The following is a 25,673-nucleotide window of genomic DNA, read 5'->3' as shown; positions in this document are numbered from 1 at the left end:
TGTGTGTTGCGGGGCTCGCCGGTCATGCGTGGGGGGGCGGGCGGGGGGGGGCGCGCGGTCCCCCGCCCCCCCCGTGGGGGGGGGTGGGGGGCCCCCCCGGCGCCCGGAGAGGGGGCTCTTCGCAAACCGGCGCGTCGAGGACAATGAAGCTTCCTTGAACGTTCTGGGAGCGTCAAGGCCCCCTCTCCGTCCCGGCTTCGCCGGGCCACCTCTCCCCCACTCTCGTGGGGGCGAGGAACCCAAGTTCTGGAAGGACGCTTCCCTGTTGGTGCTCAGGCGCGGACTTCGATCTCGTGGCCGCCGACCGCCGGCAACGATGCGTCGTCGCCGGCCGCGGCAATGACGCTGTCGAGCAGGCCCGGGAAGCGGCGGTCGAGATCGTCACGGCGCAGCGTGATCAGCCGGCTGGTGCCAACCGCTTCGGTGCGGGTGACGCCGGCCTCGCGCAGCTTGGCCAAATGGTAGCTCAGATTGGTCTTCGAGCAGAGATCGAGGAACCGGCTGCAATTCAGCGGCACGCCCTCTTTGCTGGCGAGATAGCGCACGATGGCCAACCGCGTCGGGTCGCCGAGCACGGCAAGCACATTCGGCAGGCTGATCTGGTCGGCGGTGGGATGGGGCAAGGTCATGCCCAGGAATTAAGCACATTCGGGGCCGATTTCAACGCATCTCCTCTCGTGGCTGATGGACACATAGTTTCGCCCCGTCGCCCCATCCTGACACCGGGCTGTCAGGATGGTTCGGCTATTTTGCAGCGGCTTTATTGACATCATGCCCTGTTATGTCCAATTGTTCAATAACCTTTGAACTAAGGAAATTGCCATGGATAAGCGCCTCATCTGGCTTGCGCTCGGATCGTTCACGATTTCGACCGAAGGTTTCGTCATCTCCAGCCTTTTGCCCGACATTGCAAAGGATGCCGCCATCTCCGTTCCGCTCGCCGGCACGCTGATCACGGCGTTTGCGCTCGCCTATGCGATCGGCACGCCGATCCTGGCAACGCTGACCGGCGAATGGGATCGTCGCCGCGTCATCCTGTGGACGCTGGTGTTCTTCGTGTTGGGCAACGTCGCCGCGGCGCTGAGCTCCTCCTTCGAATTGCTGTTGATCGCGCGCATCGTCATGGCGCTATCGTCAGGCCTGTTCGCGGCGACCGCGCAGGGAACGGCCGTTGCGCTTGTCGACGATCATCACCGCGCCCGCGCCATTGCCGTGGTCGTCGGCGGCACCACCGTGGCGGTCGCGGTCGGCGCGCCGCTTGGCGCGCTTGTTGCGACGGTTGCCGGCTGGCGCGGCACCTTCTTTGCCATTGCCGGCCTTGGCGCGCTCGCCGGCGCGATCCTGTGGTACCGGCTGCCGCGCGGCATCGTCGGCACCAGGCTTCCGCTCCGGATGCGGCTGGCAGCGGCACTTCGCCCCGGCGTCATGCCTATCCTGGTGACGACCATCCTGGCCCTGATCGGCGCCTTCACCGTCTTTGCCTTTGTCGCGCCGCTCGCCATCGAAGGTGGCGGACTGAACCCGATCGCGCTTCCCGGAATGCTGCTCGCTTTCGGCGTTGGCGCGGTCATCGGCAATATCGGCGGCGGGCAGGCCGCCGATCGTTTCGGCGCGACGCGCACCGTCTGCTGGTCGCTGGCGCTGAGTGCCGCCATGCTGGTCACGTTTTCGCTGATCCCGATGTTCCTGCCGCGCGAGATCGCCGGGCCGGCGCTGATGGCCATGATGGTGCCGTGGGGCATCGTCGGCTGGGCATTCCCGCCGGCGCAGGCCAGCCGCATCATCAAGCTGGCGCCCGATGCCGCCCCCATCGTGCTGTCGCTGAACGCTTCGGCACTCTATCTCGGCGTCGCACTGGGTGCGGTGGTTGGCGCTGCGGTGCTGCGCTATGGCGCACCGGCCGACCTCGGTGTGGTCGCGGCGGCATTCCCGATCATTGGTCTGGGCGTGGTGCTGGCGGGCCATCTGGCGGCGCGACCGGTGGCGATGCCGGCCGAATAAGGCTTGTTAGCAAAGCTTGGCTGCCGGCCGCCGATAATTCAACTCGCGGCCGGCGCTGCGTCGAAATCCAACGCGGCGATTTCGTCCAGCGCCGCTCGCAGGCTTGCCGCCTGCTCTTTCCAAACACCTGTTTGAAGCGCTGCTGAGCGACGCGCCACAGCTTGGTCTTACGCTGTCCGCCACATCGGAATGATCGAGGCGGCCAGCAGCAGGCCAAGCATGATGTTGAGCATGCGCCATTGCCGCTCGGTTCGCAGCAACCGGGCGAGCAGCGTGCCGGCCACGCACCACGCCGCCAGCGATAGGGCCGCGGCAAGACCGAAGACCGTGCCGAGCAGCACGGCGAGCTGCAGCGGCCCGTTGGCGAGCGCGGCAAAGGATGCCGCCGCTCCCAGCCCCATGGCCCAGCCCTTGGGGTTCATCCATTGCAGGCCGGCGCCACCGAAAAAGCTGTTCGGCTTTGCCATAGCCACGTCCAGATTGGGCGGGCCGCTGCGGCCGATCTTGAGGGCAAGCCATACCAGATAGAGGGTGCCGGCTATTTTCATTGCCAGTTGCAGCGAAGGAGCGGCGGCCAGCAGACCAGCGAGCCCAGCAGCACCTGCCGCAGCCACCGTGGCCAGGCCGGCCGCACTCCCGGCCATCAGCGGGATAGAGCGGCGAAAGCCGAACTGCGCCCCGGACGCCGTCGACAAGGTCGTGGCCATGCCTGGGGTTGAGGTTGAGACCAGCGCGAACAGGAGGAGGGGAAGGACGGTTTCAAACATGCGGCTTCCTTTGAAGCCTGCACCGTAGGCTGTTTGGCCCATCAGTAAATGCAATGTTTGCCATGATGTGCATTAGCAAATATAATGACCAGATGCTCCGCAACCTCGATACTGCCCTGGTTCGAACCTTCGTCACCGTTGCCGACAAGGCCAGCATGACGGCGGCGGCCAACGCGCTGCATTTGACGCAAGGTGCCGTCAGCCAGCAGATCAAGCGTCTGGAAGAGGTTCTCGGCTGCAGCCTGTTCGACCGCGATCGGCGCGGATTGCGATTGACCCGCTCCGGCGAGCGATTGTTCGGCAAGGGCAAGCGCCTGCTTTCCCTCAATGACGAGATCCTGGCGGAGATGGCGGGTGATGCGGTTGCCGGTCAGGTGCGGCTTGGCGTGCCCTACGACCTTGTCGGCACCTTGCTTGCGCCGGTGCTCAAGGCCTATGCCGAGGCCTATCCGCAGGTCGAGATCTCGCTTGTTTGCGCCTCGTCGCCGGAGTTGGCTGCGGCCTTGGCGGCGGGCACGATTGAGCTCGCGGTGATCGAGGAGCCGATCGGTCGGTCGCCCGGCGAATGCCTTGTTGTCGACCGGCTGGTCTGGGTCGGCGCCAAAGGCGGTGGCGCCCGCCGCAAGCGACCCTTGCCGGTTTCGATGGTCGCCGAGACCTGCGCGTTCCGCCCGGTGGTGCTGGAGGCGCTTAACGAGCACGGGCTGGAATGGCGCACCGTCTTCGAAAACGGCAGCATCGACGTGACGACGGCGACGGTGCGTTCGGACTTGGCCGTCACCACCTGGTTGGCGTCAGCCGTGCCTGCCGACCTCGATATTTTGGCCAACGATCCGGAACTGCCGTCGCTGCCGAATTTTTCAATCAATCTGCATTTGCCGAAGCACGGCGTCGCGCCGGCTGCATTGGCATTCGCGGGCCACCTCCGCGATGGGTTGGCACGGCGGCGAGAGGCGGCTTAGAAAACAGCAAAAAGGACGGCCGGTGTTCAGCCGTCCTTGATCGCCCCGCAGCCTCTATTTCCAGTTCTTGCGCCGCTCGATCTCGGCTTCGGACGGCTGTTCCGGAGCAAAGGACCCGGTCTTGATCTCGCCGGAGCGTTCATAGCTCGCCATCAGCACGCCAGTGGTCGATACCTGCGAACGGGTCAGCTTGAAGGCGGCAGGTATCGTGCCCCTGCCGAACAGTTTTTTGCCCTTGCCCAGCACCAGCGGGAAAATCAGCAGGCTGATCTCGTCGATCAGGTCATTGGCGAGCAAGGTCTGGATCAACTCGCTCGATCCCTGAATGAGCAGGTCCGGGCCGTCCTCCTGCTTCATCCGGCGCAACGTCGCCACGACATCGCTGCCGAGCGGCTGGCTGTTTTGCCAGGACAGCGTATCTGGCCTGTGCGTCGCCACATATTTCGTGACGGCGTTGAAGCTGTCGGCGATCGGACCGCTCTTCTGGTACGGCCAGTGGGCGGCGAAGATGTCGTAGGTCTTGCGGCCGAGAAGCAGCGCGAACGGTTTTGAAAACGTCTCGCCCATGGCGGCGCCCATCACATCGTCCCAGTAGTGAAACGTCCAGCCGCCGAATTTGAAGCCGCCGACAGGGTCCTCTTGCGGGCCGCCGGGTGCCTGCATGACGCCGTCGAGGCTGACGAATGTTGCGGCGATGATCTTCCTCATTGGAGCTCCCTTTCCCTGATCCGTGCCGTCATGGCCGGACTTCGGGCCAAGGACGGGCGAACGGACATTTGTCCGACAGCGGTCGGCAAATTTCCAGGGCTGGAAGGGCAGATGACTGCCGACCTTGTTGCGTCGGCTTGGAGCAGAGAAACGCTCAGCCCAGACCGACGACCGTATCGTAGAGCAGCTTGAAGTTGAGCACCAGGATGAGCGCGGCGACCACCCAGGCCAGCACGGCAACAGCGCGGGAAATGGCGAAATTACCCATCTTGCGCTTGTCCGAGACGAACTGCACCAGCGGTACGACAGCGAAGGGAAGCTGCATCGACAGGATTACCTGGCTGAAGACCAGCAACTGGCCGGTTCCCTTCTCGCCATAGAGCGCAGTGACCACCACCACCGGGATGATGGCGATGCCGCGCGTCAGCAGGCGGCGCGCCCATTGCGGGATGCGCAGCCGCAGGAAGCCTTCCATCACGATCTGGCCGGCCAGCGTCGCCGTGACCGTCGAGTTCAGGCCGGAGGCAAGCAGCGCTACGGCAAACAGGATCGAAGCGATGCCGAGGCCGAGCAGCGGCGACAGAAGCTGGAAGGCCTGGCCGATCTCGGCAACGTCATGATGACCGGTGCCGTGGAACGCCACCGCCGATACGATCAGGATGGAGGCATTGACGAACAGCGCCAGTATCAGCGCGATGGTAGAGTCGGTCGTCGCCCATTTGATGGCGTCGCGCTTGCCGCGATCGGTGCGCTCATAGGCGCGGGTCTGCACGATCGAGGAGTGCAGGTAGAGATTGTGCGGCATCACCGTGGCGCCGATGATGCCGATGGCGATGTAAAGCATGGCCGGATTGGTGACGATCTCGGACGACGGCACGAACATCGCATGCAGGATGGAGCCGACCGGCGGCGCGGCGGCAAAGATCTGGATGGCGAAGCAGCCGAAGATGATGATCAAAAGCGCTATGATGAAGGCCTCGAGGAAACGGAAGCCCTTGTTCATCAGCAACAACAGCAGGAAGGCATCGAGCGCGGTGATGATGGCGCCGCCGATCAGCGGAATCCCGAACAGCAGTTGCAAGGCGATCGCCGTACCAATGACCTCGGCCAGGTCGCAGGCGATGATGGCCAATTCGCAAGCGACCCAAAGCATGAAATTGACCGGTCGCGGATAATAGGCGCGGCACGCCTGCGCGAGGTCGCGGCCGGTGGCGATGCCGAGCCGGGCGGCGAGCGCCTGCAGCAGGATCGCCATCAGGTTCGACAACATGATGATGAACAGCAGCGTGTAACCGAACTGGGCCCCGCCGGCGAGGTCGGTCGCCCAATTGCCCGGATCCATGTAGCCGACCGAAACCATGTAGCCCGGCCCCATGAAGGCGAACAGCCGGCGAAGCCAAATCCCCGAGTGCGGCACGGCGATCGTGGCGTTGACTTCGCGAAGGCTGGGCTGCTCGCCGTCCTCCGGGCGGGCAAATCGCCACATGGACCGGGGGGCTGAGGTGGCTTCGGCTTCCGACATGAACTGGCTTTCCACTCGCGCGATAGATGTTGCCTCCTTATCTATGCCACGGCTGAACATTATGCAATATGCTATATTTCATTGTCGGAGCTTTTTCGTGTGGCCGCTTGGCCGTGCGGCCGGAACGGCAGTGAACGCCGGTTGCACCGGCCACCGAATGGAAATAAACGGCCAGAACCAATAGGGTTCCGTGTTATGACTGCAATGTCGATTCAAACTGCCGGGAGGAGCGCGTATTGGCGCTGAAGAAAAGACCGGTTCCTCGCGAAAAGCCGCTGCCTGACGCAGAAATCCACTCGGAAGGCTTCAGGCAGACGCGTGAAGCGCGCCGCAGTGCGCTGGTCGAGGATTATGTCGAGCTCATCGCCGACCTGATCGAGGATGGCAACGAGGCGCGCCAGGTCGACATCGCGGCACGGCTCGGCGTCGCCCAGCCGACGGTGGCGAAAATGCTGACGCGGCTGTGCGCCGACGGGCTGGTCTCCCGGAAGCCCTATCGCGGCGTGTTCCTGACCGATGCCGGCCGCAAGGTTGCGGAAGAGAGCCGCATTCGCCACCAGACGGTCGAGGCCTTCCTGCGCTCGCTCGGGGTCAGCGCCGAGACGGCGCGCATCGACGCCGAAGGCATCGAGCACCATGTCAGCGCCGAGACGCTCGAAGCCTTTCGCAAGGCAATAATCGCCGCGCGCTGATTGATCGAAGCGATATGCAGTGCGACTGACCTGCTCACTCGTTCGTATCCTGCACCCAGTTGCGCGGGTGACCATCGACGCGAAACTGGAAGATGAAATAGGGTGGGATGCAAGTGCCCTTGCCGGGCTTTGCTTCCGGCAGATCGTCAAAACCGGCGGTGCAGATATAGTCCTCGCGGCAGGGATGGGCCTTGTCGCAAGCACGCAGGCCAGCGGTCTTGGTGAATTCCCTGGTGCAGAATTTGTGGTCCTTGCCGGAGCCTATGCAGTCGTTGAAGCCGGTCTTGGCGAGGCGGCCGCAGCTTGCCTCGTCGGGCAGCTTTTCGCAGGTCGCCTTGCGCAGCATGCCGCCGGGAAAGCCGCCAGTCTTCTGCTCGGGATTATCGTAACGCTGGCGCGCCGCGCCGTAGCCGGCGAGCTTTATCGGCGGTTTTCTGTCCCTGGCCGGGTCGATGGCGCAGGCCTTCGCGGTTGCCGGTGACAGACGGCAATATTGGTCGTTGCCCCATTTCGACATCCTGATCTCGCCGAACTCCACCGGATCGCCGACCGCGGTGCCGGCCTCGCTGACGCAGGTACCAAAGCCCGGATGGATGGCGCTCTCGTGGACCCCGGCGCAACGCAGGCCTTCGTCGCAGGTCCAGTCCACGAAACTTGGGTCGGCGCCGCGATAGCAGATCGAGCCCCATCCATTGTAGAGATCGGTGCCTTTCAGCGCTTCGGCGTATTTTGCCTCCGGACGGCCGGCAAAGCCGCGGCTGAAATCCGGGTGTCTGCCAGCGGCGAACGACTCGACAATGGCGCGGCGGCGCGGCAGGTCGGCAAAAAACACAGCCGAGCCCGGCACGAACACCGCGTTGCGGCGCGGTTCGTTGGCCGGGTCGGCGCCGGTGTAATGGAACCCGGCGATGCCGTGCGTCTGGTGACAGCCGGTGCAGGTCATCTCGTTGAGGCGCAGATTGAAGCCGGCCACCGATTTGACGGTGCGAAGCGTATTGCCCTTGGCGACATAGTCCCTGAGCGCTTTGTCGATAGCATCGTCGTCGAGCAGCCCAAAAGCCAAATTGTTTTGCGACCGGTTCATACCGCCGGGTGCCACCGAAACCGCGGTGGTCGCGAGGAATTTTTCGTCGATCACCAGACGGCCACGGTCGAGATCATAGATGTTGCGGTCGGTGAGCAGCCATCTTTCGAAGGTTTGCCTGTCGGCCAGCACCAGCTTGCGGTCGATCTGGTTCTCCATTTTCGCTTCCTGGAAAATGGCTTTGGCAGGGTCCCACTTGAATACCTTCAACAGATACTCGGCGTGGCCGCCGAAATCTCGCCGGCTCGAAGCCGATAGGCGCACGACCTGCATGTTGAGCTCGAGCCGCATGGTCTGCGAAGAATTCAACATCGCGCTGGAAAGCGGGCCTTCTTCCGAGCGCAGCCAGGCCGCCAGTTGATCCGGCTCCAGATTCTTCTGCCCGGCGACAAGCCAGCACTTCGCCACGTCCGCGCAGGAACCGTTAGCCGAGCGCGGACGGTCCTTCGAGGCGCGAGTCTGTGCCGAAGCCGGTATGGCGTTGAAGACCAGGCTCAGGGTCAGCGGCAGGCGCGACGAAATGCGTTGCCCAGGCTTCTCCTCGACCGAATAGTGGAAGCGGTAGATCAGCCTGATCTCGCCGCATTCGGTGTGGCCGAGATAGCCGCGATCCATGCGATTGACGATGCCGGTCAGGTCCAGCGTCGAACCGTCGTCGTCGATGTATTTCGGATTGAACTTCTGGTTGATGTCTTTCGACTTTGCCAGAGCGGCTACATAGGAGTCGGGGCTGTTCCTTGGTTCGTCTAAGATCTGCTGTTTGACGGCGTTGCGGACCGGGCTCAGCGCGCGCACCGAAAACAGCCCGCGATTGTCGACGTCGCGTGTCAGTCCGAGCGCTGGCCCAAGCAGACGGCTGATCGATAGCCCGCCGCGCTCGAGCGCCTGCAAGGTCTCGGGATCGGTGATTGCGACACTGGAATCGAGAGTGACGGCGCTGGCCGGCGCGGGGCCTAGGCAAGACAATGCCGCAAACAGCAACAGAACCCGCCCGAGCATCCGCAAGCGCCCCCTCGCTTCCACAGCCACGGTGGATGCTACAGACCTTGCGACGTCTAAGCCAGAGCAGACCCGCGTCAGCAGGCATTGCTCGTTAGCGCGAAAAATACTGTGACTTGGCGTAACCATTGGGATAATTGTTTGCTGGGTTGGAACCGGCCAGGACATCGGCGGGTTGAGTGCAAACGTGCATCACGGGGAGTTGCCATGCTCTGGAGAGGCCGCCGTCAAAGTGACAATGTCGAGGACGAGCGCGGCCAGAGTGGCGGGCTTGGCGGCGGTCCGGGGCAGTTTCGCATCCCGATCGGCGGTCGCGCCGGCGGCGGCGGCATGTCGGGCATTATCATCGTAGCGTTGATTTTCCTGGCAGGGTGGTATTTCGGCTTCGACCCGAGCCAAATTCTCGATGACAGCGGCTTGCAGCCTGGCGGCGGCGGCCAGATCACCGACAATAGCGGCGGGCAGGGCGGCGGCACCGGTGCGCCGGCGTCCGACGAGATGAAGCAGTTCGTGTCGACCGTGCTGGCCGAGACCGAGGATACGTGGACCGGTATTTTCCAATCCGAAGGTCTGACCTATCAAGATCCAAAACTGGTCCTGTTCAGCGGTCAGATCCGCTCCGCCTGCGGTTCTGCCTCGTCAGCGGCCGGACCATTCTACTGTCCCAACGATCGCAAGGTCTATCTCGATACCACCTTCTTCCAGCAACTCGACCAGCAGTTCGGCGCCTCGGGCGATTTCGCACAGGCCTATGTTATCGCGCACGAGGTCGGCCATCACGTGCAGAACCTGACCGGCATCCTGCCCAAATTCAACCAGATGCGGCAGAATATGAGCGAGGGCGACGCCAACCAGATGTCGGTGCAGGTCGAGCTCCAGGCCGACTGCTTTGCCGGCATCTGGGCACATTTCACCGGTCAGAAGGGCATTTTGGAACAGGGCGACATGGCGGAGGCACTGAACGCCGCCAAGCAGATCGGCGACGACACGCTGCAGAAGAAGATGCAGGGCTACGTCGTGCCGGAAAGTTTCAACCACGGCACGTCTCAGCAGCGGCAGACCTGGCTGGCGCGCGGCTTCCAGAACGGCAAGCTATCGGACTGCGACACGTTCAACAACCCGATCTGAGCCGACGGTTTTCTCGTAATCCGAGAGACTGGATCGCAGTCAGGGGGATGTCAGGATGAAAACACTCTGCCCGTTCCCTCATTGTTCCCAGCGATGTGCTCGCCTATAAGGTGTGTTCCCGTTCGCTCGGGCGGCCCGAGGAGATACCATCATGATAGACCCCAAAACCGCCAGGCGGGGCCTTGCGCTTGTTTTCACCACCCTGCTGCTCGACGTCATTGGCTTCGGTATCATTATGCCGGTGCTGCCGGCCTATCTCAGGGAATTGACCGGCGTCGGCATCAGTGAGGCGGCTATCGAGGGCGGCTGGCTGTTCTTCGTCTATGCGGCGATGCAGTTCGTTTTCGCACCAGTGATGGGCGGGTTGAGCGACCGGTTCGGGCGGCGGCCGATTCTGCTCGCCTCGGTGCTGACGTTCGCTATCGACAATCTGATCTGCGCTATCGCCTGGTCCTATCCGATGCTGTTCATTGGCCGCGTGCTGGCCGGCATTTCCGGCGCCAGCTATTCAACGACATCGGCATTCATTGCCGATATCTCGACCGACGAAAATCGTGCGAAGAATTTCGGGCTGCTCGGCATTGCTTTCGGCGTCGGCTTCGTCATCGGGCCGGTCCTGGGCGGGTTGCTCGGCACGTTCGGGCCGCGCGTTCCGTTCTATTTCGCTGCAGGGCTTGCTTTCGCAAACTTTCTGATCGCGCTGTTTCTGTTGCCGGAAACGCTTGATAACAAGCACCGTCGCCGCTTCGCGTGGAAACGCGCGAACCCGGTCGGCACGCTCGTCCAGATGCGCAACTATGAAGGTATCGGCTGGATCGGACTTGTCTTCTTTCTGATGACGCTCGGGCACATGATGTATCCTGCGGTCTGGTCGTTCGTCTCCAGTTATCGCTATGGCTGGAGCGAACAACAGATCGGCTTCTCGCTCGGAGCCTTCGGCCTGTGCGGCGCGATCGTCATGGCGACAGTCCTGCCGCGCGTGATCCCTACACTTGGCGAGTGGAAGACGGCGGTAATCGGTCTGGCATTTACCGCACTCAGCGCCTTCGGCTACGCCTTCGCGTCACAAGGCTGGATGATCTATGCAGTGATCGTCGTCGGATGTCTCGAGGCGTTGGCCGACCCGCCGCTCAGAAGCCTGGCGGCCGCCAAGGTGCCACCCTCCGCCCAGGGCGAACTCCAGGGCGCGATGACCTCGATCTTCTCGATCACCTCAATCATCACACCGCTGTTTTATACGGCGATCTTTTCCTGGTTCACGGGGCCGAGCGCGCCCATAGTTTTCGGCGGTGCCCCGTATCTGCTCGGCGCGATTTTCCTCACGCTGGCGCTCGTCGTCTTCGTCAGTAGGGTGGCCAAGCCGACGCCGAAGGAAGTCAAACGCATGCACGCGCAGCAAGCGGTGACGGACGGGGCTTGATCGGCGCCGGGAGCCCGGCCGGCGCCGTCAGTCAAATCCGTTTTTACGCAATGCGCTAGACACGCTCGGCCAGTGCCGGCTCGCCGCGCTTTTCGCGGATCAGATTGACGAAACGGCGGAACAGATAATGCGAATCCTGCGGGCCGGGCGAGGCTTCCGGATGATGCTGGACCGAGAAGACCGGCTTGCCGGTCAGCGCAATGCCGCAATTCGAACCGTCGAACAGCGAGACATGGGTTTCCTCGACGCCGCTCGGCAACGAGTCGGCGTCGACGGCAAAGCCGTGGTTCATCGAGACGATCTCGACCTTGCCGGTGGTGTGGTCCTTGACCGGATGGTTGGCGCCGTGGTGGCCCTGATGCATTTTTGCGGTCTTGCCGCCCAGCGCCAGCGCCAGCATCTGGTGGCCGAGGCAGATGCCGAACAGCGGGATTTCGGTCTTCAACAGATCCTGGATGACCGGCACGGCGTAGTCGCCGGTGGCTTCCGGATCGCCGGGGCCGTTGGACAGAAAAATGCCGTCCGGCCGCATCGCCATGATCTCCTCGGCGCCGGTCTTGGCCGGCACCACGGTGACCTTGGCGCCGAGGCCGGCCAGCAGGCGCAATATGTTGCGCTTGACGCCGTAGTCGATGGCGACGACGTGCATCGACGGGTCGGCCTGTTCGCCAAAGCCCTCGTTCCAGACCCAGGGCGTCTCGCGCCAGACCGAGGACTGGCCGGAGGTGACCTCCTTGGCCAGATCAAGCCCGATGAGCCCGGACCAGGCGGCGGCGCGGCGCTTGAGGTCATCGATGTCGAAGGTACCGTCTGGGGCGTGCGCGATGACGGCATTGGGCATGCCCTTTTCGCGGATCAGCGCGGTCAGCGCCCGCGTGTCGATGCCCGAAAGTGCGACGATGCCGCGCTTCTTCAGCCACTGGTCGAGGCCGGCTCCGGCGCGGTAGTTCGACGGGTTGGTGACATCGGCCTTGAACACGGCGCCGACGGCGCCGGCGCGGGCCAGCAGATTGAGGTCCTCGATGTCTTCGTCATTGGTGCCGATATTGCCGATATGCGGAAAGGTGAAAGTGACGATCTGGCCGGCATAGGATGGGTCAGTGAGGATTTCCTGGTAGCCGGTCAGCGCGGTGTTGAAGCAGACCTCAGCCACGGCGGAGCCGGAAGCGCCCAGACCGCGGCCCTCGATGACGGTGCCGTCGGCCAGCACCAGCAGGGCTGTCGGCCTCTCGGTGGCCCAAGGGGGGGTCGACGCGGCGGTCATCGTTGCCATGGCGGCACTCCTAAAGGCTGCGCCCCTCAATCGGCGCAACAAAAGGCGCGAAGCGGCAATCTCACAGCCTCGGCGCGCTAACTTTTCACTTGTGCATGTCGTGGCCCCAAAACCGCTACGCACTTTTGGGCGACGTGCACTAGAATTCAATTCATGCAAGGCCCAGTACATAGGGGAAGGCGCCAAGGCGGTCAATGATGCCGCGCCGTGCGAGCCTGGATTTATTTCGTCGAACAATATCAGCGGTTTGCCGGACGCCATCGAGTTTGCCTTGAGCTATCGGCACGACTATTGTCCGCCGCATTTGAAGGAGAAAGCACTATGCGAGGAAAAATCGCCGAATCCCTGAAGAGCGCGATGAAGGCGCAGGACAAGCGCCGGCTGCCCACATTGCGGCTGATCCAGGCGGCCATTCATGATCGCGACATCGCCAATCGCGGCGCCGGGAAGGAGCCGGCCAGCGACGACGAAATCCTGCAGATCCTTGCCAAGATGGTGAAGCAGCGCGAGGAATCGGCCAAGGCGTTCGATGACGGCAAGCGGCCGGAGCTTGCAGCGCAGGAGCGCGACGAGATGGCGATCATCCGCGACTTCCTGCCGACGCAACTGGGCCAGGCCGAGACGGAAAGCGCCGTCCGTTCCGCCATCGCCGAGACAGGCGCCAGCGGCGTCAAGGACATGGGCAAGGTGATGGCGGCGCTCAAGGAAAAATACGCCGGGCAGATGGATTTCTCCAAGGCGAGCGGCATCGTCAAGAGCCTGCTTCAGTAGACTGCTGTGGAAGGCCCTTGCCGTCGCGCCCGCAATCCTGGCGGACAGCCAAAAGCTCGCGCTCATGATCGAACTCGTCAAACCGGCGTTTGAACACCTGCCGTCCTACAAGGCGGCCCTCGAGCGCGGCTGGTCGCCGGACAATGTGCGGCTGCTCGACGCGACGCGCGAGCAGCTTGCGGCTATCGAAAAGGATCCAGCGACTTTCCTTGCCGATCTCGACGATTCCGATGGCAAGGGACCGCCGATTGCCTTGCCGGACGGTTCGACGGTGCCGCGGCTGCCCGGATTCCGGCGCTGGATCTGGGACGGGGAAGTCTTAGGCTCGATCGGCTTGCGCTGGCAGCCCGGCACCGCGGCGCTGCCGTCGCACGTGCTCGGCCACATCGGCTATGCGGTGGTGCCGTGGAAACAGGGACGTGGCTATGCGACCGAGGCGCTGCGGCTGATGCTGGAGGAGGCGAGGGCGGTTGGCCTGCCCTTCGTCGAAATCACCTGCAAGCCTCACAATGTGCCCTCGCAGAAGGTCGTTCTGGCCAATGGCGGCCGGCTTGTCGGGCGTTTCTTCGAAGACGCTGCCTATGGCGGCGTAGAAAGCCTGCGCTACCGGATCGATCTGTAGCCCTATTCGGCGGCAGCCGGCAGCGGCGGCGCAGCCCGGCTGCGCCATTCCCAGACATGCGAGGCAAGCGCGACCGCGACCGCGACCAGCATGGCGATCGCGCCAACCACCGGCAGGCTGCGATAGCCATAGCCGGCATTGAGCATGGCCGCGCCGAGCGATGCGGCGAGTGCGATGCCGACGTTGAAGCCCGACGGAATGAGTGACGAGGCAAGGTTGGAGGCGTCCGCGGTCCAGGTCAGGATGCGGGTCTGGATCGGCGTGCCGATGGCGAAGTTGAGGCCGCCCCAGACGAAGATCGCTATCACCATCGGCAGCGGGTAAGAACTGACGGCGTAGATCAAGGCGAGCATCACCGCCTGCAGGAAAAGCATGGCGATAAGCGACGGCATCAGCTTCCAGTCAGCGAGCCGCCCGCCGACAAAGACGCCGATCGTTGCGCCGACACCGTTGAGCAGGAGCACCCAAGGTATCCATTTCTCGTCGAGGCCGGTGACCTCAAGCAGCGTCGGCGTGATGTAGGTGAACAGGCCGAACTGGCCGATCATCAGCATCAGCATGATGATGAGCGAGGTCCAGACCTGCTGGCGTGCGAGTACGCGGACCTCACTGCCAAGACTGACGGACGGGTTCGACGATCCCGTCTTGCGCGGCAGCAGGGCGCCGATTGCCGCGAAGGCCACCACGCCGAGCGCGCACATCACCCAGAATGTCGCACGCCATCCCCAGATGTTGCCGATTGCCGTGCCGGCCGGAACGCCGATTACGTTCGATACGGTGAGGCCGGACAGGATCAGCGCTACCGCCATGCCGCGCTGGTCTTCGCGCACCAGGCCGACGGCCACCACCATGGCAACGCCGAAATAGGCACCATGCGCGACGGCCACCGCTATCCGCAACAGCAGCATCGAGGCGAAGTCGGGCGCCAGCGCGCAGGCCGCCTGGCCGATGGTAAAAGCCGCAGTCAGTCCAAGCAGCAGAGCCTTGCGGGAGAACCTTTTGGTAGCGAGCGCCAGCAGCGGGCCGCCGACTGCAATGCCGCCGGCATAGCCGGAAACGAGATAACCGGCGGTCGGGATCGCGACGCCAAGGCCATCCGCCACCTGCGGCAGCACGACGGCTATGACGAATTCGGTGGTGCCGAAGGCGAAGGCGGCAATGAACAGGGCAATGAGGGGGAGCATGGCGGAAAGGCGATCCTCGGATAAGGTGGCCTCAAACCACGGATGAGGGCGGCGGGCAATCCAGAAATTGTCGACGCCGCTTTAGCTTTTCTTGATCGCCGGTCAGGCGCCCGCCGCGGAGGCAAGAGCTAGGCGGCTGCCTTCCTTCCATAAGGAATTTTCAGCCACGCCCGCTCGTGAAGATAGTAGAGTAGCGACTTGGTGACGACCTCGGTCAGGCCGATGGCCGCGGCGAGCTTGATGCTTCCGGTCACGACGAGCGAAATGATCATCGTGTCGATGGTACCGGTGACGCGCCAGGAAAGCGCTTTGGCGAAGCTGCGAGAATGGGTGTCCATCGACTTTCCTTCCGGTAGATGCGGCGATCTTTAGCCGACAGACAGGAGGTGGCGCAAAGATAATTTTTGCGCATTGGCCCACAGCAATTTTCATAGGCGATGTTCTGAAGCTACCCGGCTTGTGGACGCAATCTATCCAGCCTTCAGCCGCGAACCGGTGAGCAGGCCGCGCTCCTCGAGCACGGGATAGGCCATCGAGGCGAGCAGCGAGTTGATCTGCTTGAGGTCACGAATGGTGTCGAGATGGATGGAGCTGGTCTCGACGCTCTTGGCGGTGCCGTCGCGCAGCCGCACGAAATGGCTCTGGCTGGTTTCCTTCTCGCGGTCGCGCAGCCGGTCCTTTTCCAGCACCAACTGGCGAGCGGTCTCCGGATCGCGAGACACCAGCACGTTGAAGGCAAGCCTGGCATTGGCAAGCACCAAGGCATGGAAGGCGCAAAGCTCGCGCCAGCCTTCCGGCGTGAACTCCAGCCCGCGCTCGAATTTCTTCTTCACGTGGACCAGCATGTTGCGCACGATGATGTCGCCGACCTGCTCCAGCTTGACGCAGGCGCCGATCAGCTCCTGGCAACGCAGCGCCTCGTCCTCGCTCAACGGGTTCTTGGTGACCTTGGCCAGATAGAGCTTGATCGCCGCGTGCTTCCTGTCGACACGGTCGTCGAGTGCGGCCAGCGCGCCGATCTTGTCGGCATCGGCGCTCTCATAGAGCTCGATGATCCGTTTCAGCATGATCTCGACTGTCTCGCAGACCCGCACCACCTCGCGGGTGGCGTTGGCCAAGGCTTGGCTGGGCACGTCGAGCGCACTTTCGTTGAGCGCGGAAAGCTCGACGACGTCGAGCGCGTTGGCGGGCTGAGGCTTGGTGCCCAGCGCCACGATCTTTTCCGAGGCGCGATAGACCAGGCTCGCCAGCGGCAGGCCAGCGATCAGGATGAGGATGTTGAAGACGATGTGGGCATTGACGATCTGCTCGGGCACGGTGCTGCCCAAGAAGGCGACCGGCGGCTTGAACGACAGAAACAGGATCAGCATGATCAGCGAACCCATGCCGCGCATCAGGAGATTGCCGATCGGCACGATACGAACGCCGGGTTCTGCGTTGCGGGTTAGAAGCGGCGCGATGATCGAAGAGCCGAGATTGACACCGAGCACCAGCACGATGCCGAGTTCGGGCGGGATGAAGCCGCGGCCGGCCAGCGTCACCATCAGCAGCACCGCGGCGATCGAGGAATGGAACAGCCAGGTGACCAACGCCGCCAGAAGGTAGGCGGTGACCGGATCGCCAGAGAAGTAATCGACGATGAGTGGCATCAGCGTGCTCTGGCGCAGCGGCTCCGACGCCTGGCCGATCATCTCCAGCGACAGAAGCAGCAGGCCGATGCCGACCAGGATGCGGCCGAACTGGCGCCAGTCGCGCCGCTCGGTGGCCATGAACATGACGGTGCCGGCGACAAGGCAGACCGGCACCAGCAGCGACAGATCGAAGGTAAGCAGCTTGACCACCAGCGCCGAGCCGATCTCGGCACCGCGCACCGCAAGCTGGCCCGACATGCCGCTGACGATGCCGGAGCCGGCGAATGAGCCGACCAGCAAGGTGACGGCGGTCGAGCTTTGCAATGCGACAGCCAGGCCGCAGCCGGCCAGAACCGCCATGAACGGATTGCGCATTGTGGCGCGCAGTTTGTGGCGCAGCACATCGCCATAGGCGCGCTCGACGCCGGTCTTCACCAAACGGGTGGCAAACAGCATCAATGCGACCGCACCGGCAAGGTGCAGCAAAACGACAGAGCCACTCATGCCCAACCCCGCAACCCGACAGATGCCAGCGACGCGGGCGCCGTGACGTCAAGGGGGCAAAAGTGGGCGCGAATCGTGGACATTGCAGAGGTTAATATAACTCCGATTTATTTTAGCCGAATAATAAATTTTGCGCGGTTCGGACGCCTGTTGGCGCGCGACGGAGCGTGTCGGAAATGGATGGCTGACAAAATGGTTGCATAGACTGCCGAGTTGCGGAGGGTCATGCGTCCATTCTCGGACGGCCGCTTTAAAGGTAGCGCTGAATTAGTCGTGCTAAATGTAAGAAATCATTACGAAAACGTAATCTCTGTGTTCAGTTTCGGTTCATTCTTCCGGCTCTATTCCTAGGCATCGACAACCAAGGAGTACCCGCTATAAAACGTATCGTTCTTTCCGCCGTTGGCTTCTCGATGCTGGCTGCAACCGCCTTGCAAGGCCAGGCTGCACCACTGAACACACCAAACGCGCCGCAGTCGAACTACAGCCAGGTCGACTGGCAAAGGCCCGGCAGGCATGTCGACGTGAACAAGCATGTCGACGTGAACAAGCGCGTCATAGTGAAGAAGAAGGTCGTGGTGAAGCGCAGCCATTGGCGCAACGGCCAGAGATATTCGAGCTGGAAACGTCACCAGCCGATCCGCGACTATCGCCACTATGGCCTGCGCCGTCCGGGTCCCGGCCAGGAATGGATCCGGGTCGGCAACGACTATCTGCTGGTCAGCGTTCTCTCCGGCCTGATTTTCGGCGCCATCGCCGCGCAGTGAGCCCGGAACGGCTGACCGGCGCTGCGCCGGTTTAGATCGCGAAGGCGGCCCGCGGGCCGCCTTCTCCTTTGGCCTGTGAAAACCGGGTATGGTCGCCATTAGGAGTCGTCGGGCTTCGCCCGTGTGATTATATGGAGGCCAAACGAGCTGTCCCCCATGCGCTTTCCGCCTGCTTTCCTCGACGAGATCCGCGACCGCGTACCGATTTCTTCGGTGATCGGCCAGCGCGTCGCGTGGGACAGGAAGAAGACCAACGCGCCACGCGGCGATTATTGGGCGTGCTGTCCGTTCCATGGCGAGAAGAGCCCGTCCTTCCACTGCGAGGACAAGAAGGGCCGCTATCACTGTTTCGGCTGCTCGGTTTCGGGCGATCACTTCAAGTTCCTGACCGAACTCGATGGGATGAGCTTTCCCGAGGCCGTCGAGAAGATCGCCGACATGGCCGGCGTGCCGATGCCGGTTCGCGATGCCCAGGAGGAGCGGCGCGAAAAGGAACGCGCCAGCCTGACCGACGTCATGGAGATGGCGACGGTGTTCTTCCAGGAACGACTGCAGGGACCGGAAGGGGCAAAGGCCCGCGCCTATCTGCGCGACCGGGGCCTGACACCGGCGACGCAGCAGTCTTTCCGCCTCGGCTATGCCCCCGACAGCCGCAACGCGCTGAAGGAGCACCTTGCCGCCAAGGGTGTCCCCAAGGCCGACATCGAGGCATGCGGGCTGGTGCGCCATGGCGACGACGTCCCGGTTTCCTACGATTGGTTCCGCGACCGCATCATGTTCCCGATCCCGGATTCCAGGGGCAAGATCATCGCGTTCGGCGGGCGGGCACTGGCGCCGGATGCGCTGGCCAAATACATGAACTCGCCCGATACGGAGCTCTTCCACAAGGGCAACGTTCTCTACAATTTCGCCCGTGCGCGCCAAGCGCTGGGAAAGGCGGCGCTGGGAAAGGGGGCGCTGGGCACGGGCGGCACGGTCATTGCCGTCGAAGGCTACATGGATGTGATCGCGCTGGCGCAGGCCGGCTTCGAAAACGTGGTGGCGCCGCTCGGCACCGCGTTGACTGAAAACCAGCTCGAACTTCTATGGCGCATGGCTGGCGAGCCGGTGCTGTGCTTCGACGGCGACCAGGCCGGGTTGAAGGCAGCGTGGCGCGCCGCCGACATGGCGCTACCGGCGGTCCAGGCAGGCCGCTCCGTGCGCTTCGCCCTGCTGCCGGAGGGCAAGGATCCCGACGATCTGGTCAAGGCCGAAGGGCCGGACGCATTCCGCGCCGTGCTTTCCGATGCGCGGCCGCTGGCCGACCTCCTGTGGATGCGCGAGACCGCCGGCGGCGTCTTCGACACGCCGGAACGGCGGGCGGAGCTCGAAAAGACGCTGCGCGAACTGACCAGCCGCATCCGCGACGAGAGCCTTCGCTATCATTACCAACAGGAAATGCGCGAGCGGGTGCAGAGCTTCTTCGGGACCCAGCGCGGACGCCAGGGACGTCAGGACGGACGGCCCGGTGAGCGCTTTCCGGGCAGGGCCTCAGCACCCGGCGGGCAGTTTGCACGTGGCGGCGGTGCCGGTGGGCGCACCGCGATCACCGAAAGCCTCGGCCGCTCGGCGCTGGTCAAACGCGGCGGCGAGGGCATGTCGGTGCGCGAGGCGACGATCATTGCGGCCCTCGTCAACCATCCGGTGCTGATCGACGAGAATTTCGCCCATGTCGAGTTCCTCGATCTCGCCAATTCCGATCTGAAGCGGCTGCATGCGGCCATCCTTGACGCCATGGCGCACGATATGGCCAACAACCGCGAGGCTGTAATCGCGACGATCGAGCGGGCCGGCTGCGGTGAGATCTGGCAGCGCGCGGTGGCGCTGATCAAACGTGCGCGGCAATGGCCGGCGCTGGAAACGGCAGCACTCGACGATGCTCGCGATGCGTTCAGCCAGGCTCTCCACTTGCAGCGCAGCGCGCGCACCTTACATAAGGAGCTGAAGCAGGCGGAAGCAGCGCTCGCCAGCGATCCCACGGACGAAAACTACCGGCACCTGGTCGAAATCCAGGCGCAATTTCGTGATGTGCAGGCAACGGAAGCGCTGATTGAAGGGTTTGGCGTATCGTCGGGCAGGGCTGGGCGCGTTTAGATCGAAGCCTCCAGAAGACTGAGATGTAAGGACGTGCTTGCGCGTTGAATCAAGCGTGCGGTGCTCTAAGTCGGGTAATTGATTCGCTTTTTTCATGCGAATCATGCGAGAGGCGCTTGACCTTCCGGCAGAATGGCGGAATCAGGTCGATTCGAAACGTTAACCCGCCTTGGCATCGACGGGAATGCAGCGATGTAAGGTACTGATCACTGGACAGGCAGTCCGCTTGCCACAGATATCAGGGTTAATCTGGACTTAACGAGAGATGCAGTTACTGGCCCGGTAAAGCGCGTTCTGGAAGGAGCGCATCCAATTTGACCGGACCAGCAGCTTACGCGGCTTTGATACTCAGCCGCTTGGAGAAAATAAAGACTATGGCGACAAAAGAAAAGGAAGAAGTCGAGACCGAACGCGAGGCCGCGACCGATGGCCCTCTGCTCGACCTTTCCGACGATGCTGTCAAGAAGATGATCAAGGCCGCCAAGAAGCGCGGTTATGTCACCATGGACGAGCTGAATTCGGTGCTGCCCTCGGAGGAAGTGACCTCGGAGCAGATCGAGGACACGATGGCCATGCTTTCCGACATGGGCATCAATGTGGTCGAGGACGACGAGCAGGGCGAGGAGCCCGAAGCCGCCGATACCGCCGCTGATGCCGAGGAAGATGCCAACGAGCTGGCCGAGCAGACCGGCACCGCCGTCGCCGCCACCACGACCAAGAAAGAGCCGACCGACCGCACCGACGATCCAGTCCGCATGTATCTGCGCGAGATGGGCTCGGTAGAGCTTCTGTCGCGCGAGGGCGAAATCGCGATCGCCAAGCGCATCGAGGCCGGCCGCGAGACGATGATCGCGGGCCTGTGCGAAAGCCCGCTGACCTTCCAGGCCATCATCATCTGGCGTGACGAGCTCAACGAATCGAAGATCCTGCTGCGCGAGATCATCGACCTCGAGGCGACCTATGCCGGGCCGGAGGCCAAGCAGGCGCCGGTTGTCGAGCGTATCGAGGAAGCCAAGACCGAGGAAAAGCCGCGCCGGTCGCGCGAGGACGAGGACGACATCACCAATGTCGGCGGCGACACCCGTGGCCTGGTGGACGACGACGAGGAAGACGATGACGAGGCGAGCCTGTCGCTGGCGGCGATGGAAGCGGAACTGCGCCCGCAGGTGATGGAGACGCTCGACGTCATTGCCGACACCTACAAGAAACTGCGCAAGCTGCAGGACCAGCAGGTCGAGAACCGGCTGGCCGCCGCCGGCACGCTGTCGCCCAGCCAGGACCGCCGGCTCAAGGAGCTGAAGGACCAGCTGATCAAGGCGGTGAAGTCGCTGTCCTTGAACACGGCGCGCATCGAGGCGCTGGTCGAGCAGCTCTACGACATCAACAAGCGCCTGGTGCAGAACGAGGGCAAGCTGCTCAGGCTGGCCGAAAGCTATGGCGTGCGCCGCGAGGAGTTCCTCAAGGAATATCAGGGCTCGGAGCTCGATCCGAACTGGACGCGCTCAATCGGCAACCTAACCTCGCGCGGCTGGAAGGAATTCACCAAGAACGAGAAGGACGCCATCCGCGACCTGCGTGCCGAGATCCAGAACCTCGCCACCGAGACGGCGATTTCGATCCAGGAATTCCGCAAGATCGTCAACCAGGTGCAGAAGGGCGAGCGCGAGGCCGCGATCGCCAAGAAGGAAATGGTCGAGGCCAATCTGCGCCTCGTCATCTCCATCGCCAAGAAATACACCAATCGCGGCCTGCAGTTCCTCGACTTGATCCAGGAAGGCAATATCGGCCTGATGAAGGCGGTCGACAAATTCGAATACCGCCGCGGCTACAAGTTCTCGACCTACGCGACATGGTGGATCCGGCAGGCGATCACCCGTTCGATCGCCGACCAGGCGCGTACCATCCGCATTCCGGTGCACATGATCGAAACGATCAACAAGATCGTGCGCACCTCGCGCCAGATGCTGCATGAGATCGGCCGCGAGCCGACGCCGGAAGAACTGGCAGAAAAGCTCGCCATGCCGCTGGAAAAAGTGCGCAAGGTGCTGAAGATCGCCAAGGAGCCGATCTCGCTCGAAACGCCGGTCGGCGACGAGGAGGATTCGCATCTCGGCGATTTCATCGAGGACAAGATGGCGATCCTGCCAATCGACGCAGCGATCCAGGCCAATTTGCGCGAGACGACGACGCGCGTATTGGCCTCGCTGACGCCGCGCGAAGAGCGCGTGCTCAGAATGCGCTTCGGCATCGGCATGAACACCGACCACACGCTTGAAGAGGTCGGCCAGCAGTTCTCGGTCACCCGCGAGCGCATCCGCCAGATCGAAGCCAAGGCGCTGCGCAAGCTCAAGCACCCGAGCCGGTCGCGCAAGCTCAGAAGCTTCCTCGACAGCTGAGGATTTTTAGGTGGGCGCGACCTACGGAACCGTCAGCATAAAGGGGCCAAGGCAAGAAGCGTTGGTCAACTGGCTGAGGACGAAGACCATCGACGCCTTTGTCACAACCGAACAGAATGGTTGGACCACTTTCTCCGACCGTTACACAGACCAGCTCGACCCGCGCTGGATTGAATCCTTGCTTCAGAGCCTGACCCTCGATCTGACCTGCATCGGCATCGCGATTACCGTCTATGATGAGGAACAGCTAAACCTCTGGGCGGCAAAGCACGGTGTTCTCCAATCGCGCTACAATTCCTGTCCGGGCATGGAGATGAGTGACCCTGACGATGAGGACATGCGTCCTCGGCTGGAAGACGCTCCCGCCTTGCTGGCTATGATCGGCAAGCAGGCCGCGCCTGACGATTTGCTTCAGATATTGGGAATGGATGGAGCGAAAGAGTACATGGCTCCGCTCGACCTCCATGAGGAACTCGCCGCCTATCTGGGACTTCCGGAAAATTCGGTTGGCCTTGGCCACAGATACATTCTGAAGGACAAAATCGATCTGTCAGAGCAGGGCTTGATCAGGACGGTCGATAGCTGACGTCGTGCTCGAGCATGCTCGGAACCGTCTGAGGAGCTGACACTCAAGAATGACCGAACGATTCAGAGGGCGCCATCCGGCGCCTTTTTTGATTTTATCATCCGGCCGGTTGTTCTTGCGGTGCACCGGTCGTGGGAGGATAATTCCGCGACGGATGCATTCTCTGGGCGACAACCCCGGATGCCCGCCCCGGCGGTTGGACGCCGTGCTCCGTGGCTCCGGAGGGAGGTGTGCCATGACAACTTACATCGTGCTGATCAACTGGACGGAGCAAGGCGCCAAAAATGTGCGCGAGTCGCCGAAGCGGCTCGATGCCGCCAAAAAGCTGTTGGGAGACATGGGCGGGTCCTTCAAGGCATTTTATCTCACCATGGGGGATTGCGACATGGTGGCGGTGGTCGAAGCGCCCGACGATGCGGTGCTCGCCCGTTTCTCGCTGATGCTGGCGACGGGCGGCAACGTCAGGACGCGGACGCTCAAGGCTTTCCCGGAGGATGCCTATCGCGAGATCATCACCTCGCTCGGGTAGGTTGCGCTCCAGGCTTGGCCATTTCGCGGGTGTCGTGTTGCGTTGCGGCGCAACGGCGTTTGCCGGATAGTCGGTGCGCGTCCCTCTGGTGCCGTTTCGAAACATGAGCAAGCCGCTGCTGACCGTCTGGTATAATACGCGCTGTCCGGTCTGTGATGCCGGTATCAGCCGGCAGAAGCGGCGGCTGATCGAGGCGGTCAAGGCCGGGCGGATCGAATTTCGCGACATCAATGCCGAACCGGCGGCACTGGCCGGATACGGCATCGGGCTGGAGGATATCCGGCGCCGGCTGCATGCGACGGATGCGAGCGGCAATCTGCTGGCTGGCGCCGATGTCGCCATTGCCGTGTGGCGGGCGACGCCCGGCGAAGGCTGGCTGGCGACGCTGTTCGGCAATCCCGCCGCACTACCGCTGACGCGCTATGCCTATAATCGCTTCGCCGATCTGCTCTACGCCTGGAACCGGCGCAAGGGCCGCTGGTAACGGGGCGGCAATGGCCGGGAGATTGTTTCCAAGCCTTCCGCATGGGCCGGCTATCGAGCCACAGGCTCGCAAACCCAGCTAACGATGCGGCGCACCGCCGGCAGCACCAGCAGCAGCGTCGGAGGCTTCTGCGCGAGGTTTTTCACAATCATCTGGGATTTTCCCTGAAGCATCCGGTCCGTCGCCTGGCATCCATTCGCCGGTCTTTGGCGTAACTGCCCGGTACGACCGGGTGTCGATGCGTTGCTTCACGTCAGACACTTACTGAGTGGCCTTCGGCCCTTACGCGCTTCCCAGCCGCCCTTGCCGGCGAAAATCAAACCTGCCGGGCGCTATTTCCAGATACATCGTAAGATATATCTTGACTCGGTCGCTGTGGGTATCTAGTTGAGATATATCTTAAGACATAACTCAAGGAGCAGACGATGCACAAAGGCAATCATTTCGGGCATCATCGTTTTGGCGAACACGCCGAGCGCGTTTTCATGCATATGGCCGGCAAGTTCGGTGGGCGCGGCGGCTTCGGCCCGTTCGGGCATGGCATGAGAGGCGGCGGACGCGGCGGACCGGGCGACATGTTCCGCGCCGGGCGCATGCTGGCCGACGGCGACCTCAAGCTGATCACGCTGTCGCTGCTGGCCGAGGCGCCGCGGCACGGCTACGACATCATCAAGGCGCTGGAGGAGCGCACCAGCGGCGTCTACAGCCCGAGCCCCGGCGTGGTCTACCCGACGCTGACCTTCCTGGAAGAGGCCGGCTACGCCGTTTCTGCGGCGGAAGGCAACAAGAAGGTGTTTTCAATCACCGAGGCTGGGCAGGCGCACCTCAACGAAAATCGCGAGATGATCGACCACGTGCTCGAACATCTCGAGCGCTTCGGCCGCAAGATGGCGAAGGCGCGCGACTGGTTCGGCTGGAACGATGACGGCGACGGTGGCCGGCGCGGCCGCGGCCGCTCGGAAAAGCGCGACGAGTTTCGCGCCGTGCGCCACCGGCTACGCGCCGCGCTCGGCGAAATCGTTGATGCGCCTGAAGCAAAGCAGGCCGAGGCAATCAGCATATTGGAAGCTGCCGCAGAGGCCTTGGAAGCGTTGTCGCGCGACTGACCTCTGAGTGCCAAACCAGCTGCGGCCCTTGCCCGCTCGGCCAAGGACCCGTACTGAAAATCATCCTGCACCGCGCTATGTGGTGCAGGATGATTGCCGTTGGAGGATACCCATGTCTTTTCTGAAGCGTCTTTTCGGCGGAGGCAACGAAGCCGCCGAGCCGAAGACAGCGGCGCCGGCAAAGCAGATCGAGCACAAGGGATTTTTGATCAGCGCCACGCCCTACAAGGCGGAGGGCCAGTACCAGACCTGCGGCGTGGTTTCGAAGGAGATCGACGGCGTGATGAAGGAGCACAAATTCATCCGCGCCGACCGCTTTGCCGGGCTTGATGACGCCGTCGACATCTCGATCAAAAAGGGCATCCAACTGGTCGACGAGCAAGGCGAAAAGATCTTCGGGTAGA

At 62.9% G+C, this 25,673-nt stretch carries 24 protein-coding genes; 15 read left to right on the top strand and 9 right to left on the bottom strand.

Annotated elements, in window-relative coordinates:
* Positions 1-272: 272 nt before the first annotated feature.
* Positions 273-629, bottom strand: coding sequence for an ArsR/SmtB family transcription factor (locus NKH13_RS26465; RefSeq protein ID WP_023719360.1), 357 nt, complete (start codon positions 627-629; stop codon positions 273-275).
* A 193-nt stretch (positions 630-822) separates the two neighbouring features.
* Between NKH13_RS26465 and NKH13_RS26460 the strand changes: the two genes are divergently transcribed.
* Positions 823-2,001, top strand: coding sequence for an MFS transporter (locus NKH13_RS26460; RefSeq protein WP_254820339.1), 1,179 nt, complete (start codon positions 823-825; stop codon positions 1,999-2,001).
* A gap of 167 nt (positions 2,002-2,168) precedes the next feature.
* Here NKH13_RS26460 and NKH13_RS26455 read toward each other — a convergent pair whose 3' ends face one another.
* Entirely contained in the window at positions 2,169-2,768 is a 600-nt protein-coding gene (locus NKH13_RS26455) for a LysE family translocator (RefSeq protein ID WP_352720886.1), read from the bottom strand.
* Positions 2,769-2,860: 92 nt separating this feature from the next.
* Between NKH13_RS26455 and NKH13_RS26450 the strand changes: the two genes are divergently transcribed.
* Positions 2,861-3,730 (top strand): LysR family transcriptional regulator, encoded by an 870-nt coding sequence (locus tag NKH13_RS26450; protein ID WP_352915502.1) that lies wholly within the window; start codon positions 2,861-2,863, stop codon positions 3,728-3,730.
* 54 nt (positions 3,731-3,784) lie between these two features.
* Here NKH13_RS26450 and NKH13_RS26445 read toward each other — a convergent pair whose 3' ends face one another.
* Both NKH13_RS26445 and NKH13_RS26440 read right to left on the bottom strand, forming a co-directional pair.
* Positions 3,785-4,438 carry a dihydrofolate reductase family protein gene (locus tag NKH13_RS26445; RefSeq protein ID WP_352720883.1) on the bottom strand — a complete coding sequence of 218 codons (654 nt, stop codon included), beginning with the start codon at positions 4,436-4,438 and terminating at the stop codon, positions 3,785-3,787.
* A 154-nt stretch (positions 4,439-4,592) separates the two neighbouring features.
* Positions 4,593-5,960: an Nramp family divalent metal transporter gene (locus NKH13_RS26440; RefSeq protein WP_352855082.1), complete on the bottom strand. Its 1,368-nt coding sequence runs from the start codon at positions 5,958-5,960 to the stop codon at positions 4,593-4,595.
* Positions 5,961-6,196: 236 nt separating this feature from the next.
* Between NKH13_RS26440 and mntR the strand changes: the two genes are divergently transcribed.
* Positions 6,197-6,652 carry a manganese-binding transcriptional regulator MntR gene (mntR, locus tag NKH13_RS26435; protein ID WP_023678308.1) on the top strand — a complete coding sequence of 152 codons (456 nt, stop codon included), beginning with the start codon at positions 6,197-6,199 and terminating at the stop codon, positions 6,650-6,652.
* Between the two features lie 34 nt (positions 6,653-6,686).
* On the opposite strand, the gene NKH13_RS26430 is transcribed toward mntR, so the two are convergent.
* Positions 6,687-8,735, bottom strand: coding sequence for a hypothetical protein (locus NKH13_RS26430; RefSeq protein ID WP_352915499.1), 2,049 nt, complete (start codon positions 8,733-8,735; stop codon positions 6,687-6,689).
* A gap of 207 nt (positions 8,736-8,942) precedes the next feature.
* Here NKH13_RS26430 and ypfJ point away from each other — a divergent pair, with 207 nt between their 5' ends.
* On the top strand, positions 8,943-9,863 hold the full coding sequence (gene ypfJ / locus NKH13_RS26425; RefSeq protein WP_352466697.1) for a KPN_02809 family neutral zinc metallopeptidase: 921 nt from the start codon (positions 8,943-8,945) through the stop codon (positions 9,861-9,863).
* 151 nt (positions 9,864-10,014) lie between these two features.
* Positions 10,015-11,283 (top strand): TCR/Tet family MFS transporter, encoded by a 1,269-nt coding sequence (locus NKH13_RS26420; protein ID WP_352915496.1) that lies wholly within the window; start codon positions 10,015-10,017, stop codon positions 11,281-11,283.
* A 55-nt stretch (positions 11,284-11,338) separates the two neighbouring features.
* Here the strand turns inward: NKH13_RS26420 and carA are convergent, their stop codons facing one another.
* On the bottom strand, positions 11,339-12,556 hold the full coding sequence (gene carA, locus NKH13_RS26415; protein ID WP_352915493.1) for a glutamine-hydrolyzing carbamoyl-phosphate synthase small subunit: 1,218 nt from the start codon (positions 12,554-12,556) through the stop codon (positions 11,339-11,341).
* 321 nt (positions 12,557-12,877) lie between these two features.
* On the opposite strand from carA, the gene NKH13_RS26410 reads away from it, so the two are divergent.
* Together NKH13_RS26410 and NKH13_RS26405 are read left to right on the top strand one after the other, a co-directional pair.
* A complete protein-coding gene (locus NKH13_RS26410) occupies positions 12,878-13,327 on the top strand; it encodes a GatB/YqeY domain-containing protein (protein WP_023678304.1) in 450 nt (149 codons plus the stop codon).
* Between the two features lie 64 nt (positions 13,328-13,391).
* Positions 13,392-13,949 carry a GNAT family N-acetyltransferase gene (locus tag NKH13_RS26405; protein WP_352720874.1) on the top strand — a complete coding sequence of 186 codons (558 nt, stop codon included), beginning with the start codon at positions 13,392-13,394 and terminating at the stop codon, positions 13,947-13,949.
* 2 nt (positions 13,950-13,951) lie between these two features.
* Here NKH13_RS26405 and NKH13_RS26400 read toward each other — a convergent pair whose 3' ends face one another.
* The 3 genes from NKH13_RS26400 to NKH13_RS26390 form a co-directional block, all read right to left on the bottom strand.
* Positions 13,952-15,133, bottom strand: a complete 1,182-nt coding sequence (locus NKH13_RS26400; RefSeq protein WP_352915490.1) for an MFS transporter — start codon at positions 15,131-15,133, stop codon at positions 13,952-13,954.
* 128 nt (positions 15,134-15,261) lie between these two features.
* Complete coding sequence (locus NKH13_RS26395) at positions 15,262-15,471, bottom strand: DUF2061 domain-containing protein (protein ID WP_023678301.1); 210 nt, start codon at positions 15,469-15,471, stop codon at positions 15,262-15,264.
* 132 nt (positions 15,472-15,603) lie between these two features.
* The gene (locus tag NKH13_RS26390; protein ID WP_352915488.1) at positions 15,604-17,268 is read right to left on the bottom strand and encodes a Na/Pi cotransporter family protein; all 1,665 of its coding nucleotides are present in this window, start codon (positions 17,266-17,268) and stop codon (positions 15,604-15,606) included.
* 377 nt (positions 17,269-17,645) lie between these two features.
* On the opposite strand from NKH13_RS26390, the gene NKH13_RS26385 reads away from it, so the two are divergent.
* The 8 genes from NKH13_RS26385 (at position 17,646) to NKH13_RS26350 (ending at position 25,672) form a co-directional block, all read left to right on the top strand.
* Positions 17,646-18,035: an RcnB family protein gene (locus NKH13_RS26385; protein ID WP_352915522.1), complete on the top strand. Its 390-nt coding sequence runs from the start codon at positions 17,646-17,648 to the stop codon at positions 18,033-18,035.
* Positions 18,036-18,191: 156 nt separating this feature from the next.
* Positions 18,192-20,168: a DNA primase gene (gene dnaG / locus NKH13_RS26380; RefSeq protein ID WP_352915486.1), complete on the top strand. Its 1,977-nt coding sequence runs from the start codon at positions 18,192-18,194 to the stop codon at positions 20,166-20,168.
* Positions 20,169-20,542: 374 nt separating this feature from the next.
* Positions 20,543-22,564 (top strand): RNA polymerase sigma factor RpoD, encoded by a 2,022-nt coding sequence (gene rpoD / locus NKH13_RS26375; RefSeq protein WP_023719339.1) that lies wholly within the window; start codon positions 20,543-20,545, stop codon positions 22,562-22,564.
* A 10-nt stretch (positions 22,565-22,574) separates the two neighbouring features.
* Positions 22,575-23,150 carry a hypothetical protein gene (locus NKH13_RS26370; protein ID WP_352915483.1) on the top strand — a complete coding sequence of 192 codons (576 nt, stop codon included), beginning with the start codon at positions 22,575-22,577 and terminating at the stop codon, positions 23,148-23,150.
* 235 nt (positions 23,151-23,385) lie between these two features.
* The gene (locus NKH13_RS26365; RefSeq protein ID WP_352720864.1) at positions 23,386-23,679 is read left to right on the top strand and encodes a GYD domain-containing protein; all 294 of its coding nucleotides are present in this window, start codon (positions 23,386-23,388) and stop codon (positions 23,677-23,679) included.
* A 103-nt stretch (positions 23,680-23,782) separates the two neighbouring features.
* Positions 23,783-24,163, top strand: a complete 381-nt coding sequence (locus NKH13_RS26360; protein WP_352915519.1) for a thiol-disulfide oxidoreductase DCC family protein — start codon at positions 23,783-23,785, stop codon at positions 24,161-24,163.
* 425 nt (positions 24,164-24,588) lie between these two features.
* Positions 24,589-25,269: a PadR family transcriptional regulator gene (locus NKH13_RS26355; protein ID WP_352915480.1), complete on the top strand. Its 681-nt coding sequence runs from the start codon at positions 24,589-24,591 to the stop codon at positions 25,267-25,269.
* Positions 25,270-25,381: 112 nt separating this feature from the next.
* Positions 25,382-25,672, top strand: coding sequence for an HlyU family transcriptional regulator (locus NKH13_RS26350; RefSeq protein ID WP_023678291.1), 291 nt, complete (start codon positions 25,382-25,384; stop codon positions 25,670-25,672).
* The last annotated feature ends 1 nt before the right edge of the window (position 25,673 follow it).

This window comes from Mesorhizobium sp. M1348, assembly GCF_040317925.1.
In the GTDB taxonomy this organism is placed as follows: domain Bacteria; phylum Pseudomonadota; class Alphaproteobacteria; order Rhizobiales; family Rhizobiaceae; genus Mesorhizobium.
The sequence above is the reverse complement of the archived record's forward strand: the minus strand, read 5'-3'. Positions and strand labels throughout refer to the sequence as shown.